The 21,186-nt window shown below is 53.3% G+C and carries 20 protein-coding genes and 1 tRNA gene; 12 read left to right on the top strand and 9 right to left on the bottom strand.

Annotated elements, in window-relative coordinates:
• Positions 1-7: 7 nt before the first annotated feature.
• Positions 8-589: a D-sedoheptulose 7-phosphate isomerase gene (gene lpcA / locus ACW14G_RS08725; RefSeq protein ID WP_065357896.1), complete on the bottom strand. Its 582-nt coding sequence runs from the start codon at positions 587-589 to the stop codon at positions 8-10.
• Positions 590-827: 238 nt separating this feature from the next.
• On the opposite strand from lpcA, the gene fadE reads away from it, so the two are divergent.
• Together fadE and ACW14G_RS08715 are read left to right on the top strand one after the other, a co-directional pair.
• On the top strand, positions 828-3,272 hold the full coding sequence (gene fadE / locus ACW14G_RS08720; protein ID WP_249022280.1) for an acyl-CoA dehydrogenase FadE: 2,445 nt from the start codon (positions 828-830) through the stop codon (positions 3,270-3,272).
• Between the two features lie 131 nt (positions 3,273-3,403).
• Positions 3,404-4,174, top strand: a complete 771-nt coding sequence (locus tag ACW14G_RS08715; protein ID WP_419059003.1) for an amidohydrolase — start codon at positions 3,404-3,406, stop codon at positions 4,172-4,174.
• Between the two features lie 51 nt (positions 4,175-4,225).
• On the opposite strand, the gene ACW14G_RS08710 is transcribed toward ACW14G_RS08715, so the two are convergent.
• Both ACW14G_RS08710 and ACW14G_RS08705 read right to left on the bottom strand, forming a co-directional pair.
• Positions 4,226-4,702 carry a hypothetical protein gene (locus tag ACW14G_RS08710; RefSeq protein ID WP_419059004.1) on the bottom strand — a complete coding sequence of 159 codons (477 nt, stop codon included), beginning with the start codon at positions 4,700-4,702 and terminating at the stop codon, positions 4,226-4,228.
• 1 nt (position 4,703) lies between these two features.
• Complete coding sequence (locus ACW14G_RS08705; RefSeq protein WP_419059005.1) at positions 4,704-5,531, bottom strand: winged helix-turn-helix domain-containing protein; 828 nt, start codon at positions 5,529-5,531, stop codon at positions 4,704-4,706.
• Between the two features lie 854 nt (positions 5,532-6,385).
• Between ACW14G_RS08705 and ACW14G_RS08700 the strand changes: the two genes are divergently transcribed.
• The 6 genes from ACW14G_RS08700 to ACW14G_RS08675 are packed head-to-tail and all read left to right on the top strand — an operon-like array spanning position 6,386 to position 12,429.
• The gene (locus tag ACW14G_RS08700; protein ID WP_419059006.1) at positions 6,386-6,988 is read left to right on the top strand and encodes a helix-turn-helix transcriptional regulator; all 603 of its coding nucleotides are present in this window, start codon (positions 6,386-6,388) and stop codon (positions 6,986-6,988) included.
• 53 nt (positions 6,989-7,041) lie between these two features.
• A complete protein-coding gene (locus tag ACW14G_RS08695; RefSeq protein WP_419059007.1) occupies positions 7,042-7,626 on the top strand; it encodes a fimbrial protein in 585 nt (194 codons plus the stop codon).
• A 52-nt stretch (positions 7,627-7,678) separates the two neighbouring features.
• Positions 7,679-8,359, top strand: coding sequence for a fimbrial biogenesis chaperone (locus tag ACW14G_RS08690; RefSeq protein WP_419059008.1), 681 nt, complete (start codon positions 7,679-7,681; stop codon positions 8,357-8,359).
• Between the two features lie 19 nt (positions 8,360-8,378).
• Positions 8,379-10,910 carry a fimbria/pilus outer membrane usher protein gene (locus ACW14G_RS08685; RefSeq protein ID WP_455648561.1) on the top strand — a complete coding sequence of 844 codons (2,532 nt, stop codon included), beginning with the start codon at positions 8,379-8,381 and terminating at the stop codon, positions 10,908-10,910.
• Positions 10,901-11,419, top strand: a complete 519-nt coding sequence (locus ACW14G_RS08680) for a fimbrial protein (RefSeq protein WP_419059010.1) — start codon at positions 10,901-10,903, stop codon at positions 11,417-11,419. The genes ACW14G_RS08685 and ACW14G_RS08680 overlap by 10 nt, the downstream gene beginning before the upstream one ends.
• Complete coding sequence (locus ACW14G_RS08675; protein WP_419059011.1) at positions 11,419-12,429, top strand: fimbrial protein; 1,011 nt, start codon at positions 11,419-11,421, stop codon at positions 12,427-12,429. The genes ACW14G_RS08680 and ACW14G_RS08675 overlap by 1 nt, the downstream gene beginning before the upstream one ends.
• A gap of 76 nt (positions 12,430-12,505) precedes the next feature.
• On the opposite strand, the gene ACW14G_RS08670 is transcribed toward ACW14G_RS08675, so the two are convergent.
• Both ACW14G_RS08670 and dnaQ read right to left on the bottom strand, forming a co-directional pair.
• A tRNA-Asp gene (locus ACW14G_RS08670) sits at positions 12,506-12,582 on the bottom strand.
• Between the two features lie 129 nt (positions 12,583-12,711).
• Positions 12,712-13,443 (bottom strand): DNA polymerase III subunit epsilon, encoded by a 732-nt coding sequence (dnaQ, locus tag ACW14G_RS08665; RefSeq protein WP_167576676.1) that lies wholly within the window; start codon positions 13,441-13,443, stop codon positions 12,712-12,714.
• Between dnaQ and rnhA the strand changes: the two genes are divergently transcribed.
• Positions 13,397-13,975, top strand: a complete 579-nt coding sequence (gene rnhA / locus ACW14G_RS08660; protein WP_167576678.1) for a ribonuclease HI — start codon at positions 13,397-13,399, stop codon at positions 13,973-13,975. The genes dnaQ and rnhA overlap by 47 nt on opposite strands.
• On the opposite strand, the gene ACW14G_RS08655 is transcribed toward rnhA, so the two are convergent.
• The gene (locus ACW14G_RS08655) at positions 13,972-14,697 is read right to left on the bottom strand and encodes a class I SAM-dependent methyltransferase (RefSeq protein ID WP_167576680.1); all 726 of its coding nucleotides are present in this window, start codon (positions 14,695-14,697) and stop codon (positions 13,972-13,974) included. The two genes, rnhA and ACW14G_RS08655, sit on opposite strands and share 4 nt — an antisense overlap.
• A gap of 30 nt (positions 14,698-14,727) precedes the next feature.
• On the opposite strand from ACW14G_RS08655, the gene gloB reads away from it, so the two are divergent.
• Positions 14,728-15,483 (top strand): hydroxyacylglutathione hydrolase, encoded by a 756-nt coding sequence (gene gloB, locus ACW14G_RS08650; protein ID WP_249022286.1) that lies wholly within the window; start codon positions 14,728-14,730, stop codon positions 15,481-15,483.
• A gap of 71 nt (positions 15,484-15,554) precedes the next feature.
• Positions 15,555-16,916 (top strand): murein transglycosylase D, encoded by a 1,362-nt coding sequence (mltD, locus tag ACW14G_RS08645; protein WP_167576683.1) that lies wholly within the window; start codon positions 15,555-15,557, stop codon positions 16,914-16,916.
• Between the two features lie 58 nt (positions 16,917-16,974).
• Here mltD and ACW14G_RS08640 read toward each other — a convergent pair whose 3' ends face one another.
• Both ACW14G_RS08640 and ACW14G_RS08635 read right to left on the bottom strand, forming a co-directional pair.
• Positions 16,975-17,769: an endonuclease/exonuclease/phosphatase family protein gene (locus tag ACW14G_RS08640; protein WP_163449448.1), complete on the bottom strand. Its 795-nt coding sequence runs from the start codon at positions 17,767-17,769 to the stop codon at positions 16,975-16,977.
• Between the two features lie 142 nt (positions 17,770-17,911).
• A complete protein-coding gene (locus ACW14G_RS08635) occupies positions 17,912-19,087 on the bottom strand; it encodes an MFS transporter (RefSeq protein WP_249022287.1) in 1,176 nt (391 codons plus the stop codon).
• Between the two features lie 104 nt (positions 19,088-19,191).
• Between ACW14G_RS08635 and yafC the strand changes: the two genes are divergently transcribed.
• Positions 19,192-20,085: a DNA-binding transcriptional regulator YafC gene (gene yafC, locus ACW14G_RS08630; protein WP_223803271.1), complete on the top strand. Its 894-nt coding sequence runs from the start codon at positions 19,192-19,194 to the stop codon at positions 20,083-20,085.
• Between the two features lie 86 nt (positions 20,086-20,171).
• On the opposite strand, the gene dkgB is transcribed toward yafC, so the two are convergent.
• Positions 20,172-20,975 (bottom strand): 2,5-didehydrogluconate reductase DkgB, encoded by an 804-nt coding sequence (dkgB, locus tag ACW14G_RS08625; RefSeq protein ID WP_249022288.1) that lies wholly within the window; start codon positions 20,973-20,975, stop codon positions 20,172-20,174.
• Positions 20,976-21,186 lie beyond the last annotated feature (211 nt).

The raw sequence follows: 21,186 nt of genomic DNA, 5'->3' as shown, positions 1-21,186 counted from the left end.
GTGAAACTTATGCCTTAACCATCTCTTTTTCGATCAGCATGATCAGGATGTGAATCACTTTAATGTGAATTTCCTGCACGCGATCGGCGTAACCAAAGTGCGGTACGCGAATTTCAATATCAGCAGAACCGGCCATTTTACCGCCGTCTTTACCGGTCAGGGTGATGACCTTCATGCCTTGCGCACGTGCCGCTTCAATCGCTTTGATCACGTTAGCTGAGTTGCCAGAAGTGGAAATACCCAGCAGCACGTCGCCCGAGCGCCCCACGGATTCAACGTAACGAGAGAAAACATATTCATAGCCGAAATCATTGCTCACGCAGGAGAGATGGCTGACGTCAGAGATCGCAATCGCCGGGTAGCCCGGACGGTTTTCACGATAGCGACCGGTTAGCTCTTCGGCAAAGTGCATCGCATCACAATGAGAGCCGCCGTTACCGCAGGAAAGCACTTTACCACCGGCCTTAAAGCTATCCGCCAGCAGGACTGCTGCGCGCTGAATGGCATGGATATTGGCTTCATCTTTCAGAAAGTTTGCCAGCGTATCGGCCGCTTCATTCAGTTCGTTACGAATAAGATCCTGGTACATGAGGATAATCCTTCAGCATTAATAAAATTGTCGCCGCTAGTGTACCGGATAGCATCACCACAGAGAAGCAAGGGCCGATGTATTCAGCGGATGTTTGAATTTTTGGTGCGCTAAAAAGCATCAACAATGTGAGCGAGGTTGTAATTATTTTGTAAACACATTGCTAATTAAAATCACATCAACTACAACCATATCATCACAAGTGGTCAGACCTCCTACAAGACAGGGGCATTTCTCTATGATGATTTTGAGTATTGTTTTAACCATTGCTTTACTCGGTGCACTCTTCTATCACCGCATCAGTTTAGCGCTCGGTAGCGTGATTTTACTGGCGTGGACCGCGGCGCTCGGCGCTGCTGGCCTGTGGAATTTGTGGCTGCTGGTACCGCTGGCCATCATTCTGGTGCCGTTCAACTTTACGCCAATGCGTAAAGCGCTGATCTCCGCGCCGGTATTCCGCATGTTCAGTAAGGTAATGCCGCCGATGTCGCGCACCGAAAAAGAAGCGATCGATGCCGGCACCACCTGGTGGGAAGGCGATCTGTTCCGCGGTAATCCGGACTGGAAAAAGCTGCACAACTATCCGCGTCCGCAACTGACTGCCGAAGAACAAGCCTTTATTGATGGCCCGGTGGAAGAAGCCTGCCGCATGGCGAACGATTTCCAGATCACCCACGAAATGGCGGATCTGCCGCCGGAGCTGTGGGCGTACCTGAAAGAACACCGCTTCTTCGCGATGATCATTAAGAAAGAGTACGGCGGCCTGGAATTCTCCGCTTATGCTCAGGCACGCGTATTGCAGAAGCTGTCCGGCGTCTCTGGGATCCTGGCGATTACCGTCGGCGTACCGAACTCCTTAGGGCCGGGCGAGCTGTTGCAGCACTACGGTACTGAAGAACAGAAAAATCATTATCTGCCGCGCCTGGCGCGTGGTCAGGAGATCCCTTGCTTCGCGCTGACCAGCCCGGAAGCCGGTTCTGATGCCGGTGCGATTCCGGATACTGGCGTCGTCTGCATGGGTGAATGGCAGGGTGAACAGGTGCTGGGTATGCGCCTGACCTGGAACAAACGCTACATTACCCTCGCGCCAATCGCCACCGTACTGGGGCTGGCGTTTAAACTCTCCGATCCGGATAAACTGCTGGGCGGCGCGGAAGACTTAGGTATTACCTGTGCGCTGATCCCCACCAGCACCCCCGGCGTGGAAATTGGTCGTCGTCACTTCCCGCTGAACGTACCGTTCCAGAACGGCCCAACCCGCGGTCAGGACATCTTTGTTCCAATCGATTACATCATCGGCGGGCCAAAAATGGCCGGTCAGGGCTGGCGTATGCTGGTTGAGTGTCTGTCCGTAGGCCGCGGCATTACCTTGCCGTCGAACTCCACCGGCGGCGTGAAATCCGTCGCGCTGGCCACCGGTGCCTACGCGCATATTCGCCGTCAGTTCAAAGTGTCCATTGGTAAAATGGAAGGCATTGAAGAGCCGTTGGCGCGTATCGCAGGCAACGCCTATGTGATGGACGCCGCCGCGACCCTGATTACCTACGGCATTATGCTCGGTGAAAAACCGGCGGTCCTGTCGGCTATCGTCAAGTACCACTGTACCCATCGCGGCCAGCAGTCCATTGTTGACGCCATGGATATCGCCGGGGGCAAAGGCATTATGCTGGGCGAAGGCAACTTCCTGGCCCGTGCTTACCAGGGCGCGCCAATTGCCATCACCGTAGAAGGTGCAAACATCCTGACCCGTAGCATGATGATCTTCGGCCAGGGCGCCATTCGCTGCCATCCGTACGTGCTGGAAGAGATGGCCGCCGCGCAGAGTAAAGACGTTAACGCCTTCGATAAACTGCTGTTTAAACACATCGGCCACGTCGGTAGCAACAAAGTGCGCAGCTTCTGGTTAGGTCTCACTCGTGGCTTAACCAGCTCGACGCCGACCCGTGATGCGACGAAGCGTTACTACCAGCATCTGAACCGTCTGAGCGCCAACCTGGCCCTGCTGTCTGATGTTTCCATGGCGGTGCTGGGCGGTAGCCTGAAGCGTCGTGAGCGTATCTCCGCGCGTCTGGGCGATGTGCTGAGCCAACTGTACCTCGCCTCTGCCGTCCTGAAACGCTATGACGATGAAGGTCGCCATGAAGCCGATTTACCGCTGGTACATTGGGGCGTGCAGGATGCGCTGCACCAGGCAGAGCAAGCAATTGACGATCTGTTGAAGAACTTCCCGAACCGCTTTGTTGCCGGTGCCCTGCGCCTCGCCATCTTCCCGACCGGCCGTCATTACGATGCGCCGTCCGATAAGCTGGATCACAGCGTGGCGAAGATTCTGCAAACGCCGAGCGCCACCCGCTCCCGTATTGGTCGTGGCCAGTACCTGACGCCGAGTGAACATAACCCGGTGGGCCTGCTGGAAGAAGCGCTGGTAGACGTGATGGCGGCGGACCCTATCCACCAGCGCATCTGCAAAGAAATTGGCAAAAACCTGCCGTTTACCCGCCTGGACGAACTGGCACGTAACGCGCTGGCAAAAGGGCTTATCGATCAGACAGAAGCGGCCATTCTGATTAAAGCGGAAGAAAGCCGTCTGCGCAGCATCAACGTCGACGATTTCGCTCCTGACGAGCTGGCGACCAAGCCGGTAAAGCTGCCGGACAACGTGCGCAAAGTTGAAGCCGCGTAACCTTTTCGATTCGTTATCCCCAAAGCGGAGCCTGGCTCCGCTTTTTTTTATTCAGACTGTCCTCAGCGCGGCAGCGTCCTGATAAGGTGTTACAGTTAGATTTACGTCCTGCAATAAAGGAGCTCATCACCGTGCCTGGCTTGAAGATTACCCTTTTACAACAACCCCTGGTCTGGATGGATGGACCAGCCAACCTGCGTCACTTTGATCGGCAGATGGAAGAGATTGTCGGGCGCGACGTGATTGTACTGCCGGAAATGTTTACGACCGGATTTGCCATGGAAGCCGCCGAACAGTCGATGGCAGAGGAAGAGGTTGTCGCCTGGATGCGAGAGCAGGCACTGCGCACCAACGCCCTGGTTGCCGGCAGCGCCGCGCTGCAAACGCCGCTGGGTGCGGTCAATCGTTTCCTGCTCGTGGAGCCGGAAGGTCAGGTCCACCTCTACGACAAACGCCATCTGTTCCGCATGGCCGATGAGCATCACCACTATATTGCGGGTAACCAGCGCGTGGTGTTGACGTGGCGCGGCTGGCGCATTCTGCCGCTGGTGTGCTACGACCTGCGTTTCCCGGTGTGGTCGCGCAACCGCAATGACTACGACCTGGCGCTGTACGTTGCCAACTGGCCCGCGCCGCGTTCACTGCACTGGCAGGCACTGCTGACGGCACGCGCTATTGAGAATCAGGCTTACGTCGCTGGCTGCAACCGCGTTGGTACCGACGGCAACGGCCATCACTACCGCGGAGATAGCCGCATCATCACCCCACAGGGCGAGATTCTGGCTACCGCCGAACCCCATCTGGCGACCCGCATTGACGGAGAACTTTCTCTGACGCAACTCCAGGAGTATCGCGAGAATTTCCCTGCCTGGCAGGATGCCGATCCGTTTAGTTTAGGTTAAGCCGCCACAGCAGCGCAGGCATTTTTACAATGAGCAGTTTCGGGGGCGGGGTTACGTCTTTGTCCCCCGACACACATAGGTCGGCAACGAGCCTAAGGTGAATATATAGCTGCCATTTCGTTGCTCATTGATACGCATGTAGATACTTTTCCCTGAGTAAACAAAAAATAGCGGCTCGTACTTTGTTAGCCATTCATCGTTGATATTATCATCAGGAAATTTCATATTACGCTCGGACGTCAGATAGTAGCGATTATCGTCGCGTTCGACGCGAAAAAATATTTTCCGATTAAAAATTTTATTTTCATCGCTTTCTAAGCTGCCATTCATGCTCAGCGTACCGCTATGGCCATCAAAGACGTAGTTAAGCCAGACCGACAAGGTTTCGCCAGGATGATGCTGGATAAGGTTCGCCTTACAGCTAAACGACTGCGGGTAATAACGCTGCCACAGATAGTATCCCCCCGACAACAGCGCCAAAGTGAGGACAAAGCAGAACGCATACAGAGCCTTACGATAGCGAGCCATTTTAATGGTCCTCAATAAAATAGTCTGACAAGCACCGATTCGGTTCTGTCATTGGCCGGTCACAGCGAATCACGGAGGCGCGCGGCAGCATCGCGTACCACGAAACGTAGATCCACGGATGACTCACACATTCATCGGCAAACGGCAGCACATAGGCCAACGCTTTTTCTCGCTCACTTTGCGTTTGAATATCGTTAGCCAAATATATTCGACAACTTCCCGATAAGGCGGCAAACCGATACCCATCCTCAAAGAGGGAGTCATAGGAATTGCTTTGGTTGATAATACCAACGCCGAATAGCATCAACAGTATCATCAGCACGACCACCAGTCGCAGCGAATGCCTCGAGGATAGCGCTGGATCTTCTATCTGCTCGGTTAAAGCGGATGCCTCCGCCAGCGTGTTATTCGGTAGCGTCGTTTCAACGCTAACCGCAGAAGATTGCTTCTCTGCTACCGGCGGCTGATGTTGCGGAACCGGATGTGATTCACGAATAATAATTTCTGTGTCACTGGCCAGAGTTAAGCCAATGCGGGGAATAGTCACAATCGGATCGGTCGCAAAACCAAATTTTTTTAAGCCCTTACGCAGAATAGAAATATTCTGATAAAAGGTGTTTGGCGAGACCTGCATCCCTCGCCGTTGCCAAACGCTATCCAGAAACTCCTGCTGAGTCACAATGCTTCCTATTCTTTCAATTAATAGCAATAAGCAGCGCCCGGCGGGTGAGTTTAATACTACAACATGTTCTGGATTTTCGATTTCACGTAGCGTACCGGTGGCTGGATGAAATTCAACGATTCCGTTAATGATGTAATGCTTATGCATATGGCAGTCAACGTTCTCCGTTTATTAGTTCAATCCATACTTTTGTAGAAACAAGTCAGCGTACAGGCCGTACTACGTTGAACATTAATGTGACTGATAAATCTATCGCTGTACATATTAGCCATTAGCGAAAAATCTTATTTTTGTCTTCACCCTCTGTCACTTTTCTGAAGCAAGTAAAAACATCTTCAATTCATTCGGTGTGCGGCCTAAAGATACTTATTAAGTATCTGCATCTTTTCTCTCATCTTTTCTGAAACAGTGCAATATTACGCCTAACACATTAATTAAGAAAAAATTAACAATCCCCTCAATTCATGACTTACCGCACATATTTAACTCAACCACTCCATAGCGCTAAAGAGCCATAAACATCAATAACACCACACCAATAATGCGTTTTCAGGCATACACAGGAAGACTTTATCACCACCCAGACTACGCAGCAATGTCAAGGCTTGGGGACCAATTTTGTTTACGCCGGTTCAATATCATTATCTATTCTGGTTGTAGCCTTTACATCGCAAAGGTAAACCTTCGTCAATATCATTCGTACTATCATTACGTTACCAGACGGTACCTTACACAGTGAGTTTCATAAGATTTTTTTCATTAAAACACCTTTCCTCCCCCAGCCACACTGCTGTGATGATACAGCTTTATGCGCAGAATTGCCGTTTTCCTCTTCCTCACAATCTGGTTTGATATAATGTGAGAATAGTTAAGATTAATTCAGTCCCCCTCTTTATTCTACCGAGTATAGTAGATTCATGCAGTGTTAATTGCTTCGAGAGTACCGGTTGCAAACAGCCGTTCAGGCTCTCCTCATTGCTACAATAATTTGAGGAAACAATATGACCAAGACGCTTGAACGCGAACATCTTCTCAACATTGCTTTAATAGGTGGCGATAGCTATGCGCGCCAGGGTATTGCGGCTTTATTGCAGAGTATTGATTCCACATTCCAGATAATCGTGTCTGCGGGTGATTACCCTCAATGTGATAAAGCCCTTGAGGAAAATAATATCGATATTCTGATACTGTCCGGAACGGAGAAAAACAGTCCCGGTTTCGAATGTCTGAAGTATATCAAGAAAATTCGCACAAAATATCCACACATATTGATCTGTATGTATTCCGTATCTTCAGAGTCATTACTGTGGATTCGTGGAGATATTGATATCTACTTATCCTTGCAGCTCCCCATTTATAAATGGCGAGCACATCTATTAAGAATGCCAGTAGCCCGCTTTCAGCGGGATATAAAACCCATAGCGTTATCGCTGACGCCAGGAGAATGGAGGGTATTAAGGGAATTAAAGAACGGACTGGATATTCGTTACATTGCGGAAAGAGAGAAGCTTTCTTATCGCCGGGTTAGCGCCTTAAAAAGCTCAGCGATAAGAAAACTGGGGCTCAGAAACAAGACAGATTTGCTGGTTTTCTTAACCAGTTAGGCTGCCGGATTCAGAGCGAATCTCGTAATAACAAAAACTATGGAATATAAAAAATGAAAATACGCATCAATAACAAAACGCTGTTGATTTTAAGTGCAGCGGCTCTGTTACCGATGGGATCAGCAATGGCAGCGACCACCAGCGGCGGTACCGTTAATTTTAGCGGTAGTGTCGTCACCTCCGCCTGCGCAATCAGTGCTAACAGCGCCAACATTGACGTCGATCTGGGTCAGGTCAGAACAGCAACTCTGGCCGCGGCAGGCAGTGAAGCCAGCACCGCCAAAGCATTTTCTATCACGCTGGAAGATTGTGAAATCGCCGACACCTCTGCTTCTACCGCGCAGAATCCAATTTCCGCCACGACGGTCGCCGTAACCTTCACCGGCACGCCGGACAGCGGTGATACCGATAGCCTGGCGACAGGGGCAAACGGCAGTTCTTCTTCCGCGCAGAACGTCGCCATTCGTCTGTATGACGAAAAGGGGAACGTCGTAAAACTGGGTGAACCTGCCGCAGCCGTTCAGCTGCGTAAAGGCTCCAATACCCTGAACTTCAGCGCGAAATACTACTCGCCGAAAGGTGGCGCAACCGCAGGTGATGCCAGCGCCGTCGCCACTTATACCGTGACTTATTCCTAGTTCCTCTGCCCGGCCACAGCGGCCGGGCCTGCTTGTTTACTGGAGAAACACCATGCGCTTATTTACCGGGCTTTTTCTGACCAGCACGCTGTTCACTGCGACCGCTTATGCGGGCGGCGTGGGTCTCGGCGCGACGCGAGTGGTTTACTCTGGCGCGGCGTCACAGTCGACGCTGCAGGTGAGAAATACCCACACCGCGTCAACGTTCTTAATCCAGTCCTGGGTAGAGAATGCCGCCGGCGAGCGTTCTAACGATTTTATTATTACGCCGCCACTGTACGTTCTGAAACCGTCGACTGAGAGCGTGGTGAAAATCATGTTTACCGGTAAAGCGCTGCCGCAAGATCGCGAGACGCTGTACTGGATAACGGTTAAAGCGATTCCGCAGCAGAATAAAAGCAGTGCGGCTAACTCATTGCAGTTCGCCTCCGCCAACCGTATTAAAATCTTTTATCGCCCGGAAGGTATCAGCCACGATGCCAGCCATGCGTGGAAAAAACTGGGCGGCAACGTGCGCGACGGGAAAGTCACGCTCACAAACCCAACGCCGTATTACCTCACCACCATCAATCTAAAAATTGACGGTAAGCCGGTCGCGCCGGTCATGGTGCCCCCCAGAGCGAATCTCACGCTGGAGGGTTCATTTGCCTCAGCTCGTACCCTGAGCTACCAGATCATTAATGATTTTGGCGCCTGGACATCGCCGACTGACGTTCCCCTGGCCCGGAACTAGTGAAATAAGGCATATAAGCGTGAAAGTAAAAATCGTTTGTGCCCTGATTGTTTGCTATGCCATGCGTGACGTCGCCGCCGCAGAGGGCGATTTGCGATTCAATCCAGCATTCCTCAACGGCGAAAATGCCGCGACAGCCGATCTCTCATGGGTAAATGCAGGCAGCGCGCTCCCGCCGGGCGATTACAATATTAACGTCTACATCAATCAAAATTTTGCCTTCACAGGGACCGTGAATTTCAGCGTGGATAAGGAGGATACGCAGGGATTATCGCTCCCCTGCCTGACACCAAAGCAGATGGACGCGCTGGGCGTGGATCTTCGTCAAACGCAGTTGGAAAACGCGTCACAGATAAAACGCTGTTTTTTCCTCAATCATCTGTTTCCCGATGCGACCGTAGATTTTGACCAAAAAACGCTGACCCTCAATTTCACACTGCCGCAGAGCAATATGCGTAATCTGCCGCGTGGTTTTGTCAGCCCGGAGAGTTGGGAAAGCGGCATTACATCCGCCTGGTTAAACTACGCGGTAAATGGCGCCAACAACGAGTATATCGGCGAGACGCGCACTCGCGATCGGCAACTGTTCGTGAGTCTCAACAGCGGCGCAAATATGGGCTCATGGCGGCTACGCGACTTTACGACCTGGACCAAAGATTCCAACGACCTCACCCACGTCCAGACCTGGCTTCAGCGGGATGTTCCCAACCTACGTGCGCAGGTCTATGCGGGTGAAACCTATACTTCTGCGCAGATATTCGACTCCGTAGGGCTTCGCGGCCTTGCCATGAAAACCGATGATAATATGCTGCCAGCCAGTCTGAGCGGCTATGCGCCCGAAGTCCGCGGCATCGCTCGCAGCAACGCGACGGTGACGATTCGCCAGAATGGCAACATCATCTATCAGACTAACGTGACGCCCGGCGCCTTTGCGCTGAAAGATCTCTACCCGACCTCGTCAGGCGGCGATCTGTCGGTCACGATTCAGGAAAACGATGGCAGTAAAACCCAATACAGCGTGCCGTTTGCCAGCGTCCCCAATCTGGTACGCACAGGACAATTAAAATATGCGTTGGGCGCCGGTAAATTTCGCCCGGCCAATAACCAGAACGCCCCGCAATTTGCCCAAGGAGAGCTGTTCTTCGGCTGGCAATACGGGCTGACTTTTTACGGCGGCGCGCAGTTTTCCTCCAACTATAATGCGCTCGCGCTCGGTGTGGGCCAGAACCTCGGGCGTTTTGGCGCCTATTCTGTCGACGTGACGCACGCTCGCAGTACGCTGGCGGATAGCAACCACTATACCGGCGCTTCCGTGCGTTTGCGCTACAGCAAGCTTTTGAACGATATCGGCACACGCTTCAATTTCTATTCGCTGCGCTACTCGACCGAAGGCTTCTATACGCTCAGTGACACCACCTATAAAAGAATGAACGGCGGCACGCCGAAGCAGGTCGTGGCGGATGACGGCACCATGGTCACCAGCTATGAGAATGTCTATAACCTGCATATGTCGCGTAAGGCAAAGCATCAGATGCTGCTGTCGCAGCCTTTGGGCGAATGGGGATCGCTGTCGCTCTCGTGGGATCAACAAAGTTACTGGAATACGTCCAGGAAGACCCAGGGGATCCAGTTCTCCTGGAACACGACAATCAAGGACGCTTCTGTCGGCGTCAGCTTTCAGCGCAGCACCAGCCTGTACGATAGCCAACAGGACAATATTCTGTCGGTATCGCTGTCGGTACCGTTCGGCTCGCCACAGCTGGCAACCCGCGCACGCTTTACGACGACGCAGGCAGATTCAACGGAAACAACGAATAGCGCAGGCCTCAGCGGTTATGTGCCGGGTGTGGAAAATATGTACTACAACGTTAGCCAGCGTTACAGCCCTCAGCAGCAGTACGGTGGCGACGCGACGGTTCAGTACGAAGGCCGGTGGGGCAACTACAACCTTGGCTACGGCTATGGCAGCGACTCCCGTAATCTGAGCTACGGCATCAGCGGCGGCGCCGTGCTGCACAGCGGCGGTTTAACCCTCAGCCAGCCGCTAGGCAATACCAATATTCTGGTCAACGCGCCGGGGGCGAGCAACGTGGCGGTTATGAATCATAAAGGGATAAAAACCGACAGCCGCGGTTATGCGGTGATCCCTTACGCCACGCCATATCGCGTGAACCAGGTCGCACTGGATGTCACCACCGTCGGCAACGACGTAGAGCTGGATAACGCGATCGTCAACAAAACGCCGACAGACGGCGCGATGGTACTGGCCAGCATTACCACTCGCCAGGGGGCGAAGGGGATGTTTATCGTCCATTATCGCCGCGAGGTGCTGCCTTTTGGCACCGTGGTGTCGTTGCAGGACGATGACAGTACCAGCGGAATCATCGGCGACGGTGGGAGTCTGTATCTTTCCGGCCTGCCTCGTCAAGGCGCGCTTAAAGCCGTCTGGGGGCGCGACAGCGCGCAAAGCTGCACCATCCACTATCGCTTAAATGAGCAGGACTACCAACCCCGCACCGGACTTTATTCTCAGGAGGTCGAATGTCAGTAATCGCTCGTACCTCCAGCATCGCGCTATTGTTCGCGCTGAGCGCGCCAGCGCTGGCCTACGATGTGTTGATATCCGTCAGCGGCAATCTGATTGGCAACACCTGCGAAGTCTCCGCTAACGCCAAAGAGCAAGACGTTTTCCTGGGCAACATTAGCGCGAAACAATTTAGCGGTGCCGGTGCAGCGAGCCATATTGCCACTCCCTTCACCCTTAAGCTGGAGTCATGCGGCCCCACCTTTTCCGGCGTAAAGATCCGTTTCAGCGGGACGCCCGACCCGGACGAACCGCAACTGATAAAAGTCGCTGATGGCGGGGCCAGCGGCGTGGCGGTGCAAATCCTTGATAAAGAGGGCGTGATGATTCCTCTCAATACTCAAACCGCTGTCTACGGTTCGGCAGGCGACGATAGCGTTCAAATGACTTTTTACGCACGGCTGGCGGCAACCGGAAAAACGATCAATAGCGGAGACGTTTCGGCCGTTGCGACCTGGACTACGGAGTATCAATAATGCGTTTTTTACTTTTTACCGGCTGGCTGCTAGCCGCAGCAAACGTTCAAGCTCTGACCTGGGAAGCTGACATAATCCTCTCACCCACTGCGCTGAGCTATAGCGGCCCGGCGGACTCCGTCATCCCGGGCAGTACTATCGGCTCGGCATGGAGCGCCAGCGCTATCGCAGTAGAGGTTTTCTGGTGCGGTATCGTTTTTTCCTGCACAAAAGGCACCATGGAACCTTCCAGCAGCGCCATCTCGTCCGGTATGACCGTGGCGATGGATGGCGCCAACTACACTATTTTTGAAACCGGTGTACCTGGCATCGGTTTTATTCTCGGGCTGAAAGATGCCAATGGGAAAAACTACATCCCCCTGCAAACAGGCGTCAGCATCACCTACCCAGCAGACGGAGCCGAAGGCTACGCGCCCGCATTAGGCTGGTCAGCCAAGGTGACGTTTATCAAAACAGGAACGGCCTTAAAGTCAGGGGTTTATCAGACACCAACCATTAACGCCGCGATCCTCACCGCCTATAACAACGAAACGAAAACGGCGAAGGTGATTATCAACCCCACCACCATCACGGTGACGGCCAGCGGTTGCACGGTAGGCACCAAAAGCGCCAATGTGAATCTGGGCACGCTCGATGTGCGCACCCTTCCCACCGTGGGCAGCACCTCGCCATCCGGCACGTTTAACGTCAGCCTGACCTGCGATCAGTCAGTGGCGGTCAACGCAGTGATGACCGATCAAACCACGCCATCGAACAGATCGTCGGTCGTAACGCTAACCGGCGAGTCTTCGGCCTCCGGCGTGGGCGTTCAGTTCTTTTATAACGGCAACGGGCCGCTGATGATGGGGCCGGACAGTTCCGCAGCCGGAACGACCAACCAGTTCTTTATCCAAACGACCTCTGCCGCACAGACGCTGTCGCTGCCATTTCAGGCGCAGTACATTCGAACCGGCGATCTGACGCCGGGGTCTGCCAACGCGCTGGCAAGCATTACGTTTTCGTATCAGTAGGAAAAATGTCTGACAAGGAAGAGTGGGAAGCAGAAATGAAAAAGGGCCAAGCTATTTCTAGCTTGGCCCTGAATAGTGGCGGAACGGACGGGACTCGAACCCGCGACCCCCTGCGTGACAGGCAGGTATTCTAACCGACTGAACTACCGCTCCGCTGTGTTCCCTTGGGAACGAGGCGAATATTACGGATTCCCTCGGAAACCGTCAACGCTTTTTCTCTGTTTTTGAATCGTTTGCTGCAAAATTCGCCCATACGCTTATTTTCACAGCAAAATAGCGGTTTTATGCCCGCCAGAGACAGCTTCCGCCCTTCTTCTGCACCAGATCAAGCCGCGATTCATGATTCATCAGCTCTTCATCGGTCGCATAAACAACGCGCAGTTTACTCGCCGCGCGGACAATACGCTGAATTCCGGTATCCCCCACCTGTTGCTGCCCTTCGCCTTCCATCGCAAATTTAATCGACGTCTGCCCACCGGTCATCGTCAGATAGACGTCTGCCAGGATCTGGGCATCGAGAAGCGCGCCGTGCAGCGTACGCTTGGTGTTGTCTATTTCATAGCGCGAGCACAACGCATCGAGGCTGTTACGCTTGCCGGGGAACATTTTCCTCGCCAGCGCCAGGCTATCGGTGACTTTACAAAAGGTATCTGTTTTTGGAATACCGCGATTGAGCTTACTAAACTCATAGTCCATAAAGCCGATATCGAACGATGCGTTATGGATGACCAGCTCCGCGCCGCGAATGTAGTCAAGAAACTCATCGGCAACGTCGGCAAAGGTGGGTTTATCCAGCAAGAACTCGTCGGCGATACCGTGAACGCCGAAGGCTTCAGGGTCCACCAGCCGGTCGGGCTTGAGATAAACGTGGAAGTTGTTGCCGGTCAAACGACGGTTGATTACTTCGACGGCACCGATCTCGATGATCTTGTGACCTTCATAGTGCGCGCCGATCTGGTTCATACCGGTGGTTTCGGTATCCAGAACGATCTGTCGCGTAATTGCAGTGCTCATATCAGTCATTTATGTCAGACTTGCCGTTTTACTTTCGATTGCAGATACAGGAAGTCTACCAGAGATGCTTAAACAGGTAGAAATTTTCACCGATGGCTCTTGCCTTGGTAACCCAGGCCCTGGCGGTTATGGCGCTATTTTACGCTATCGTCAGCGGGAAAAAACCTTTAATGAAGGCTATCGCCTGACCACCAACAACCGGATGGAGCTGATGGCGGCGATCGTCGCGCTGGAAGCGCTGAAAGAACCGTGCACCGTGGTGCTGAGCACCGACAGCCAGTACGTACGCCAGGGGATCACTCAGTGGATCCACAACTGGAAAAAACGTGGCTGGAAGACGGCGGATAAAAAGCCGGTGAAGAATGTCGATCTCTGGAAACGGCTCGATGCGGCCCTCGGCCAGCATGACATCCGCTGGGAATGGGTGAAGGGCCACGCCGGGCATCCGGAGAACGAACGCTGTGATGAGCTGGCACGAGCGGCAGCCTCCGCGCCAACCCACGACGACGTTGGCTACCAGCCGGAAGCCTAAGCGTCCGGCGGTTTACGGTACTGGCGGGTCGCGCCGACCGCCTGCGGGATACGGCTTTTTGCCTTATTTTGTCGCATCGGGTTCAGCGTCAACGGAATGGTGCGTTTACGCGCGACAATCAGTTGCAGACAACCCAGCGCAGGCAAATGGGTGCTCAACATGACGCCCCCCTGCTTCGCCCAGGGCAGCACCTGAAAACGGCTCTGGTGCAGCACTTCAAAATTCAGCAGCGCCAGCCAGTCGAGCTGGCGGGTCATGGTAAACATTCGGCTGTTGTAAGGGACGGATTTGCGCAGCACCGGAAACAGCTTGCGTAGCCCCATCAGGCTCACCGGGTTGAAGCTGCTGATAATCAGCCAGCCGTCATCAATTAACACACGGTCGGCTTCGCGCAGCATACGGTGTGGGTCGCTGCACCAGGGCAACGTATGGGCGAGCAGGCAGGCGTCAACCGACTTCTCGGCAAACGGCAGATGCAGCGGATCGGCCAGTACCTGCATCGGGCTGCCTTCCAGCGAGATATTGACCTGATGTGAGATCGCACAGGCTTCGGTATTGATTTCGGCGCTCAGGTTACCGACCTTGAGCAGGTGAAAACCGTACAACTTTCCGAGCCAGGGTTTCAGTTGACGATCGATAGCCTCGCGATAATATTCACCCCAGGGCAATTGCGCCCACGAGACAGGCGCTGAGACTGTTTGAGGTATCCTTGCCGGTTTCATCACACCTTCCCTACGCTTAAGAGGTAACTAATGAATCTTAACAGTATTCCGGCGTTTCAGGACAACTACATCTGGGTTCTTAATGATGAAACGGGCCGTTGTCTGATTGTCGATCCCGGTGAAGCCGCCCCGGTACTGGCAGCGATCGCCGAAAACGGCTGGCAGCCGGAGGCGATCCTCTTAACCCATCACCACCACGATCACGTTGGCGGCGTGTCGGATCTGCATAGGCATTATCCGAATCTGATCGTTTACGGTCCGGAAGAGACACGTAACAAAGGAACAACAAAAATTGTCGCCGATGGCGATCGGATCCGCGTACTCGACCAGGAATTTCACGTTTTCGCTACACCGGGGCACACTTTAGGACATATCTGTTTCTACAGCGCGCCGTGGCTTTTTTGCGGCGACACCCTGTTTTCCGGGGGCTGCGGACGTTTATTCGAAGGCACGCCAGCCCAGATGTACCGCTCGCTGCAGCGCATTAACACCCTGCCAGAAGAGACGCTAGTTTGTTGCGCACATGAGTATACGCTCTCCAACATGAAGTTCGCCCTGAGCGTTTTACCGCATGATTTGTTCATTAACGAATACTATCGAGAAGTGAAGGAGTTACGCGCAAAAAACCAAATAACACTCCCCACAACTCTGAAAAAGGAGCGTCAAATTAATCTCTTTTTAAGAACGGATGATATTGATTTAATTAATGAAATAAACAAAGAAACAAAGTTGCTACAATCTGAAGAGCGTTTTGCATGGTTACGGTCAAAGAAAGATAACTTCTGATACTTCCGGGTTGCGTTTTCGAAAGTTCGTCGTTATTATCGGTCGTCTTTTAAGCAACTATTGACACACACATGAAGGCAAAAGCGATATTACTCGCCTCTGTCCTGCTCGTGGGGTGCCAGGCGTCACAGCAGGGCAACGTCCAACAGCACGCACAGAGCCTTTCTGCGGCTAGTCAAGGGGAAGCAAGTAAATTCGCAAGTCAGGCACGTTGGATGGACGATGGGACATTCGACATGCAGAATCAGGACTTGTGGGCTTATATTGGCGACGAGCTAAAGATGGGAATCCCGGATAACGCCCGGGTTCGCGAACAGAAACAGAAGTACTTACGAAATAAGAGCTATCTCCACGATGTAACTTTACGGGCAGAGCCGTATATGTACTGGATAGCCGGGCAGGTTAAGAAACGTAACATGCCAATGGAACTGGTATTACTACCCATAGTGGAGAGCGCTTTTGACCCGCACGCAACGTCTGGCGCCAATGCCGCAGGCATCTGGCAGATCATTCCGAGCACAGGGCGCAATTATGGTCTGAAACAGACCCGCAGTTATGACGCACGTCGTGACGTCGTTGCTTCCACAACGGCAGCACTGGATATGATGCAGCGTCTGAACAAAATGTTCGACGGCGACTGGTTATTAACCGTGGCGGCGTATAACAGCGGTGAAGGCCGTGTAATGAAAGCGATGAAGGCGAACAAAGCCCGTGGTAAGCCTACGGACTTCTGGTCACTTCCATTGCCTCAGGAAACGAAGGTCTACGTACCGAAGATGCTGGCTTTGAGCGACATCCTCAAAAACAGCAAACGCTATGGCGTTCGTCTGCCAACAACCGACGAAAGCCGTGCGCTGGCGCGTGTTCGCCTCGATAGCCCGGTTGAGATCTCTCAGCTTGCAGACATGGCTGGTATGCCGGTCAACAAGCTGAAGACCTTCAACGCAGGCGTTAAAGGCTCTACGCTCGGCGCAAGCGGTCCAAAGTACGTGATGGTGCCACAGAAGCATGCAGATCAGCTGCGTGAATCCCTGGCCTCCGGTGAAATTGCCGACCTCCAGCCAACGCTGGTTGCTGACAATACGCCGATGTCCAGCCGCAGCTATCAGGTTCGCTCAGGCGACACGCTGTCAGGTATTGCATCACGCTTAGGCGTGACGACGAAGGACCTGCAGCAGTGGAACAACCTGCGTGGCAGCAACCTGAAAGTGGGCCAGAGCTTAACGGTAGGTGCGGGCAGCAGCGCTGCGCGTCTTGCCGATAACAGCAGCATTACGTACCGCGTACGTAAAGGTGATTCGCTGTCGAGCATTGCAAAGCGTCACGGCGTGAACATCAAAGATGTGATGCGCTGGAATAGTGACACTGGCAACCTGCAGCCGGGCGATCAGCTCACGCTGTATGTTAAGAACAGCGACCGTCCTGACTCCTGACAGGCATCCAGTAAAAAAGGCACCGTTTCCCCCGGTGCCTTTTTTTATATCTTCTGCCCTACCTGCTGGGACTGAATTCGACGATCAATGGATTGTGGTCCGATGCGCGAGTAACCAGCACGGAAGCATCGTTCACGTTCAACCCCCGATAGAAGACGAAGTCCAGCGGACGACCAAACGCCCGGCGGCGCTGATCGTCGTCAAAACGTACCGGGCGCAGCGACATATCGCGCGCAAAACGGTACAGCGCGTTCATACGCGGACGACTCCAGGCGTTGAAATCCCCGGCCATGATCACCGGGCCGTTATGTTGGGCAATCTGTTCGCCGATGGGCATCAGCTGCTTACTGTAGACATCAACGCCAAGGCTAAAGTTAACGGCGTGAATATTCACGACCATCAGCAATCGCGAATCAGGAAGTGGGTAAACGGTCACTAACGCCGATTTCGCCAGACGCAGAATCGGCTCACGTTCACGTAGTGGGCAGCAGTAAACAGGCTGGGCAGCGGACAGGGTCATCACGCCAGAAGGATGATGCGGCAGCGCGAACGCGGGCACCTGATCGGCCGCAAGATAGTTAGTGGTCGCAAACTTTACCAGTTCTGGCGTGGTTTGCGCTTCCTGCAGTAGCACCAGGTGCGCATCTTTACCGTACTTATTCAGCACCGACAGCCATTCAGCGCGCTGCTGCTTAAAGATATTCCACACCAGGATGCGAATATTCTCTTCAGTGCTTAACGGCTTACCCACCGATAATGCCTCGCTCAACCCGGAATACGCGCCCGGCGGCGGGAGGATCCGCTCTGCGGGCTGTCCGGCAATATAGCGCATGGCGTAGGTATTTTTTCGCACTTTCTTTTATAACCTCAATAAGCAAAGAACCCGCCTGATTCCAGGAAGGTTCCTCAGTTATAGGGGCTTTTGCCCACGGTTTCAACGCTATTTGTGATAAAGCTGGGTGAACTTCTGTAAGCCTGTGCTTACCGAAAAAATTCTAACCAAGTACGGCGCGACCCGACTTGTCCAGGCGGCCACTCAAACCGGTCAACAGCAGCGCTCCCACCACAATCAGCGCGCCAATCCACGGCGTTTGTGCCAGACCATAGTGTTCGACGGTTTGTCCCCCCACTACGGAGCCGATAGCAATTCCGACATTAAAAGCGGCGATGTTCAGGCCCGATGCCACATCAACGGCAGCTGGCGTATACTCTTCGGCTTTCTGAACCACATAGACCTGCAAACCTGGCACGTTACCAAAGGCAAACACACCCATCACCAACACCGTTGCCAGCGCAGCATACTGAATTGACGCCGTGAACTGGAAGACCACCAACAGCGCCGCCAGCGCGGCAAAGATAAATTTCAGCGCCGGTACCGCACCGTGCTTATCGGCCAGTTTACCACCCCAGATATTCCCTACTGCGACCGCCACACCGTAGCCTAACAGGATCCAACTGACCGCGTTCGGTGTAAAGCCAGCCAGATTTTGCATCATCGGCGCCAGGAAGGTGAAGGCGGTAAAGACGCCGCCGTAGCCCAGCGCGGTAATCGCGTAAATCATCAGCAGACGCGGGTGAGTCAGCACTTTCAACTGGTCAGTTAAACTTGCTGGTGCACGGCCAGGGATATTACCCGGTACCAGTATGGCGCTGGCAATCAGCGCAATCACGCCCAGTAAAGAAACGGCCAGGAAAGTTTCACGCCAGCCAAAGTGCTGACCGATAAAGGTACCCAGCGGCACACCGGTGACCAGCGCCACGGTCAGGCCACCAAACATAATGGCAATCGCCGAGGCGGCTTTCTCTTTTGGCACCAGACTGGTGGCAATGGTTGAGCCAATGGAAAAGAACACGCCGTGCGCCAGACCAGTCAGCAGACGCGCGACAACTAAGGTGGCGTATCCCGGCGCCTGCCAGGCCAGCAGGTTACCGACGGTAAACAGCACCATCAAGGCCAGCAGCAGCTGTTTGCGCGGCAGTTTGCCCGTCAGGGCCGTGAGCACCGGCGCGCCAATAGCCACACCCAGAGCATAGATGGAAACCAGCATCCCGGCGGAAGGCAAGGAGATGGCAAGCTGTTCAGCAATCGTCGGAACCAGGCCGACAATCACAAATTCGGTTGTGCCAATAGCGAAGGCACTGATCGTTAAGGCTAGTAGCGCCAGCGGCATAATTTACTCCACATCATCAGTATTAAGATGACACGTAGTATGCCGGGGTGTTTAAATAACAAAAATATTCAGAATCTCAATAGAATTTTGCGTCAGGTGCAATAATGAGAGCAACATCAGAAGAGATCGCCATTTTCGTGGCGGTAGTTGAAAGCGGAAGTTTTAGCCGGGCAGCGGAGCAGCTTGGCCAGGCTAACTCGGCGGTGAGCCGGGCGGTAAAGAAGCTGGAATCTAAGCTCGGAGTGAGCCTGCTTAACCGCACCACACGTCAGCTTAATCTGACTGAAGAGGGAGAACGCTACTTTCGTCGCATGCAGGTTGTGCTACAAGAGATGGCCGCGGCGGAAAATGAGCTACTGGATACGCGCAATACGCCGCGTGGTCTGCTGCGGGTCGACGCAGCCACGCCGGTGATGTTGCACTTCCTGATGCCGTTGATTAAGCCGTTTCGCGAACGCTACCCGGAGATGACGCTCTCGCTGGTATCGTCTGAGACCTTTATCAACCTGATTGAGCGTAAGGTGGACGTTGCCATTCGGGCGGGGACATTAACCGACTCCAGTCTACGCGCGCGCCCCCTGTTTAACAGCTATCGTAAGATCATCGCATCGCCGGAGTATATTGCCAGTCATGGCAAGCCGGAGAACGTTGCAGATTTGAAAGAGCACCAGTGCCTTGGTTTCACCGAACCTTCTTCGCTGAACACGTGGCCAGTGTACTGCTGCGATGGGCAGTTTATGGAAGTCAGCTGCGACATTACCTCCAACAGCGGAGAAACACTTAAACAGCTGTGTTTGAACGGCAACGGTATTGCCTGCCTGTCGGATTATATGGTGGATAAAGAGATTGCGAGCGGGGAGTTTGTTGAGCTGTTGGCCGATAAGCGACTGCCTGTCGAAATGCCGTTTAGCGCGGTTTACTACAGTGACCGGGCAGTGAGCACCCGTATCAGGGCGTTTATTGATTTTCTGAGCGAGTACGTGAAGGAGAATCGGTAACGAATCGCACGGCTGATTGGGAGGCCCGGAGTCGACATGAGCGTTTCGTCCGGGCTACCAGAGGGTTTCAGAGGGTTAAAGGGTCATTAGTCCCACTCAGGAGCCAGACCTTCCGGGCTAACCAGGCGGTCGTTGCAGTCCAGCGCGGCGATGGCTTTTTTATCTTCAGCATCTAATTTCAGATCCTGCGCCAGCAGGTTGCTTGCCAGATTTTCACGTTTAGTAGAAGACGGAATTACCGCATAGCCTTCACCCATTGCCCAGGCCAGAATAACCTGCGCAGGCGTCGCATTATGTTTCTTCGCGATGGCTGCAATCACTTCATCTTTCAGTGCCTTACCGTATGCCAGCGTCATGTAAGAAGTGATATGGATACCGTGCTCGGTAGCCCAATCAACGACTTTGCGATTTTGCAGATACGGTGACAGCTCAATCTGGTTAGTGGCGATATTCTCTGCGCCTACGGCAGCAATAGCGCGCTCCATCAGCGGAATCGTGAAGTTAGAGATCCCGATCTGGCGAGTCAGACCTTGTTTTTTCGCTTCCAGCAGCGCAGCCATAAACTCTTCAACCGCCACGGCATCATTCGGCGACGGCCAGTGGATCAGCGTCAGGTCAACATAGTCGGTACGCAGCTTCTGCAGGCTTTCTTTGAGACTCGCGATCAGCTTGTCTTTGCTCAGGTTTTCAATCCAGATCTTGGTGGTGATGAACAGCTCATTACGCGCAATGCCGCTTTCGGCAATTGCCTGGCCTACGGCCGCTTCGTTGTCATAGATCTGCGCGGTATCGATAGTACGGTAACCAAGCTCCAGCGCGGTTTTAACGGATGCAATAACAACGTCGTCTTTCAGGCGGAAGGTACCGAGACCAAATGCAGGGATTGTCATGATTTTCCTCTTTATTTATCAAAATGGGTTAACTGAGACCATTATGACGAGGGAGAGGATTGAGAAAAAGATCGTGAAATGCAGAGGATTTTTGCTAAAACAGCAATAATTATCCGACGCGCAAAGAAAAAAGCCCTGAGCAAATATGCTCAGGGCTCTTAATAAGTGGCGGAACGGACGGGACTCGAACCCGCGACCCCCTGCGTGACAG

Source organism: Kluyvera sp. (genome assembly GCF_965301105.1).
The sequence above is the reverse complement of the archived record's forward strand: the minus strand, read 5'-3'. Positions and strand labels throughout refer to the sequence as shown.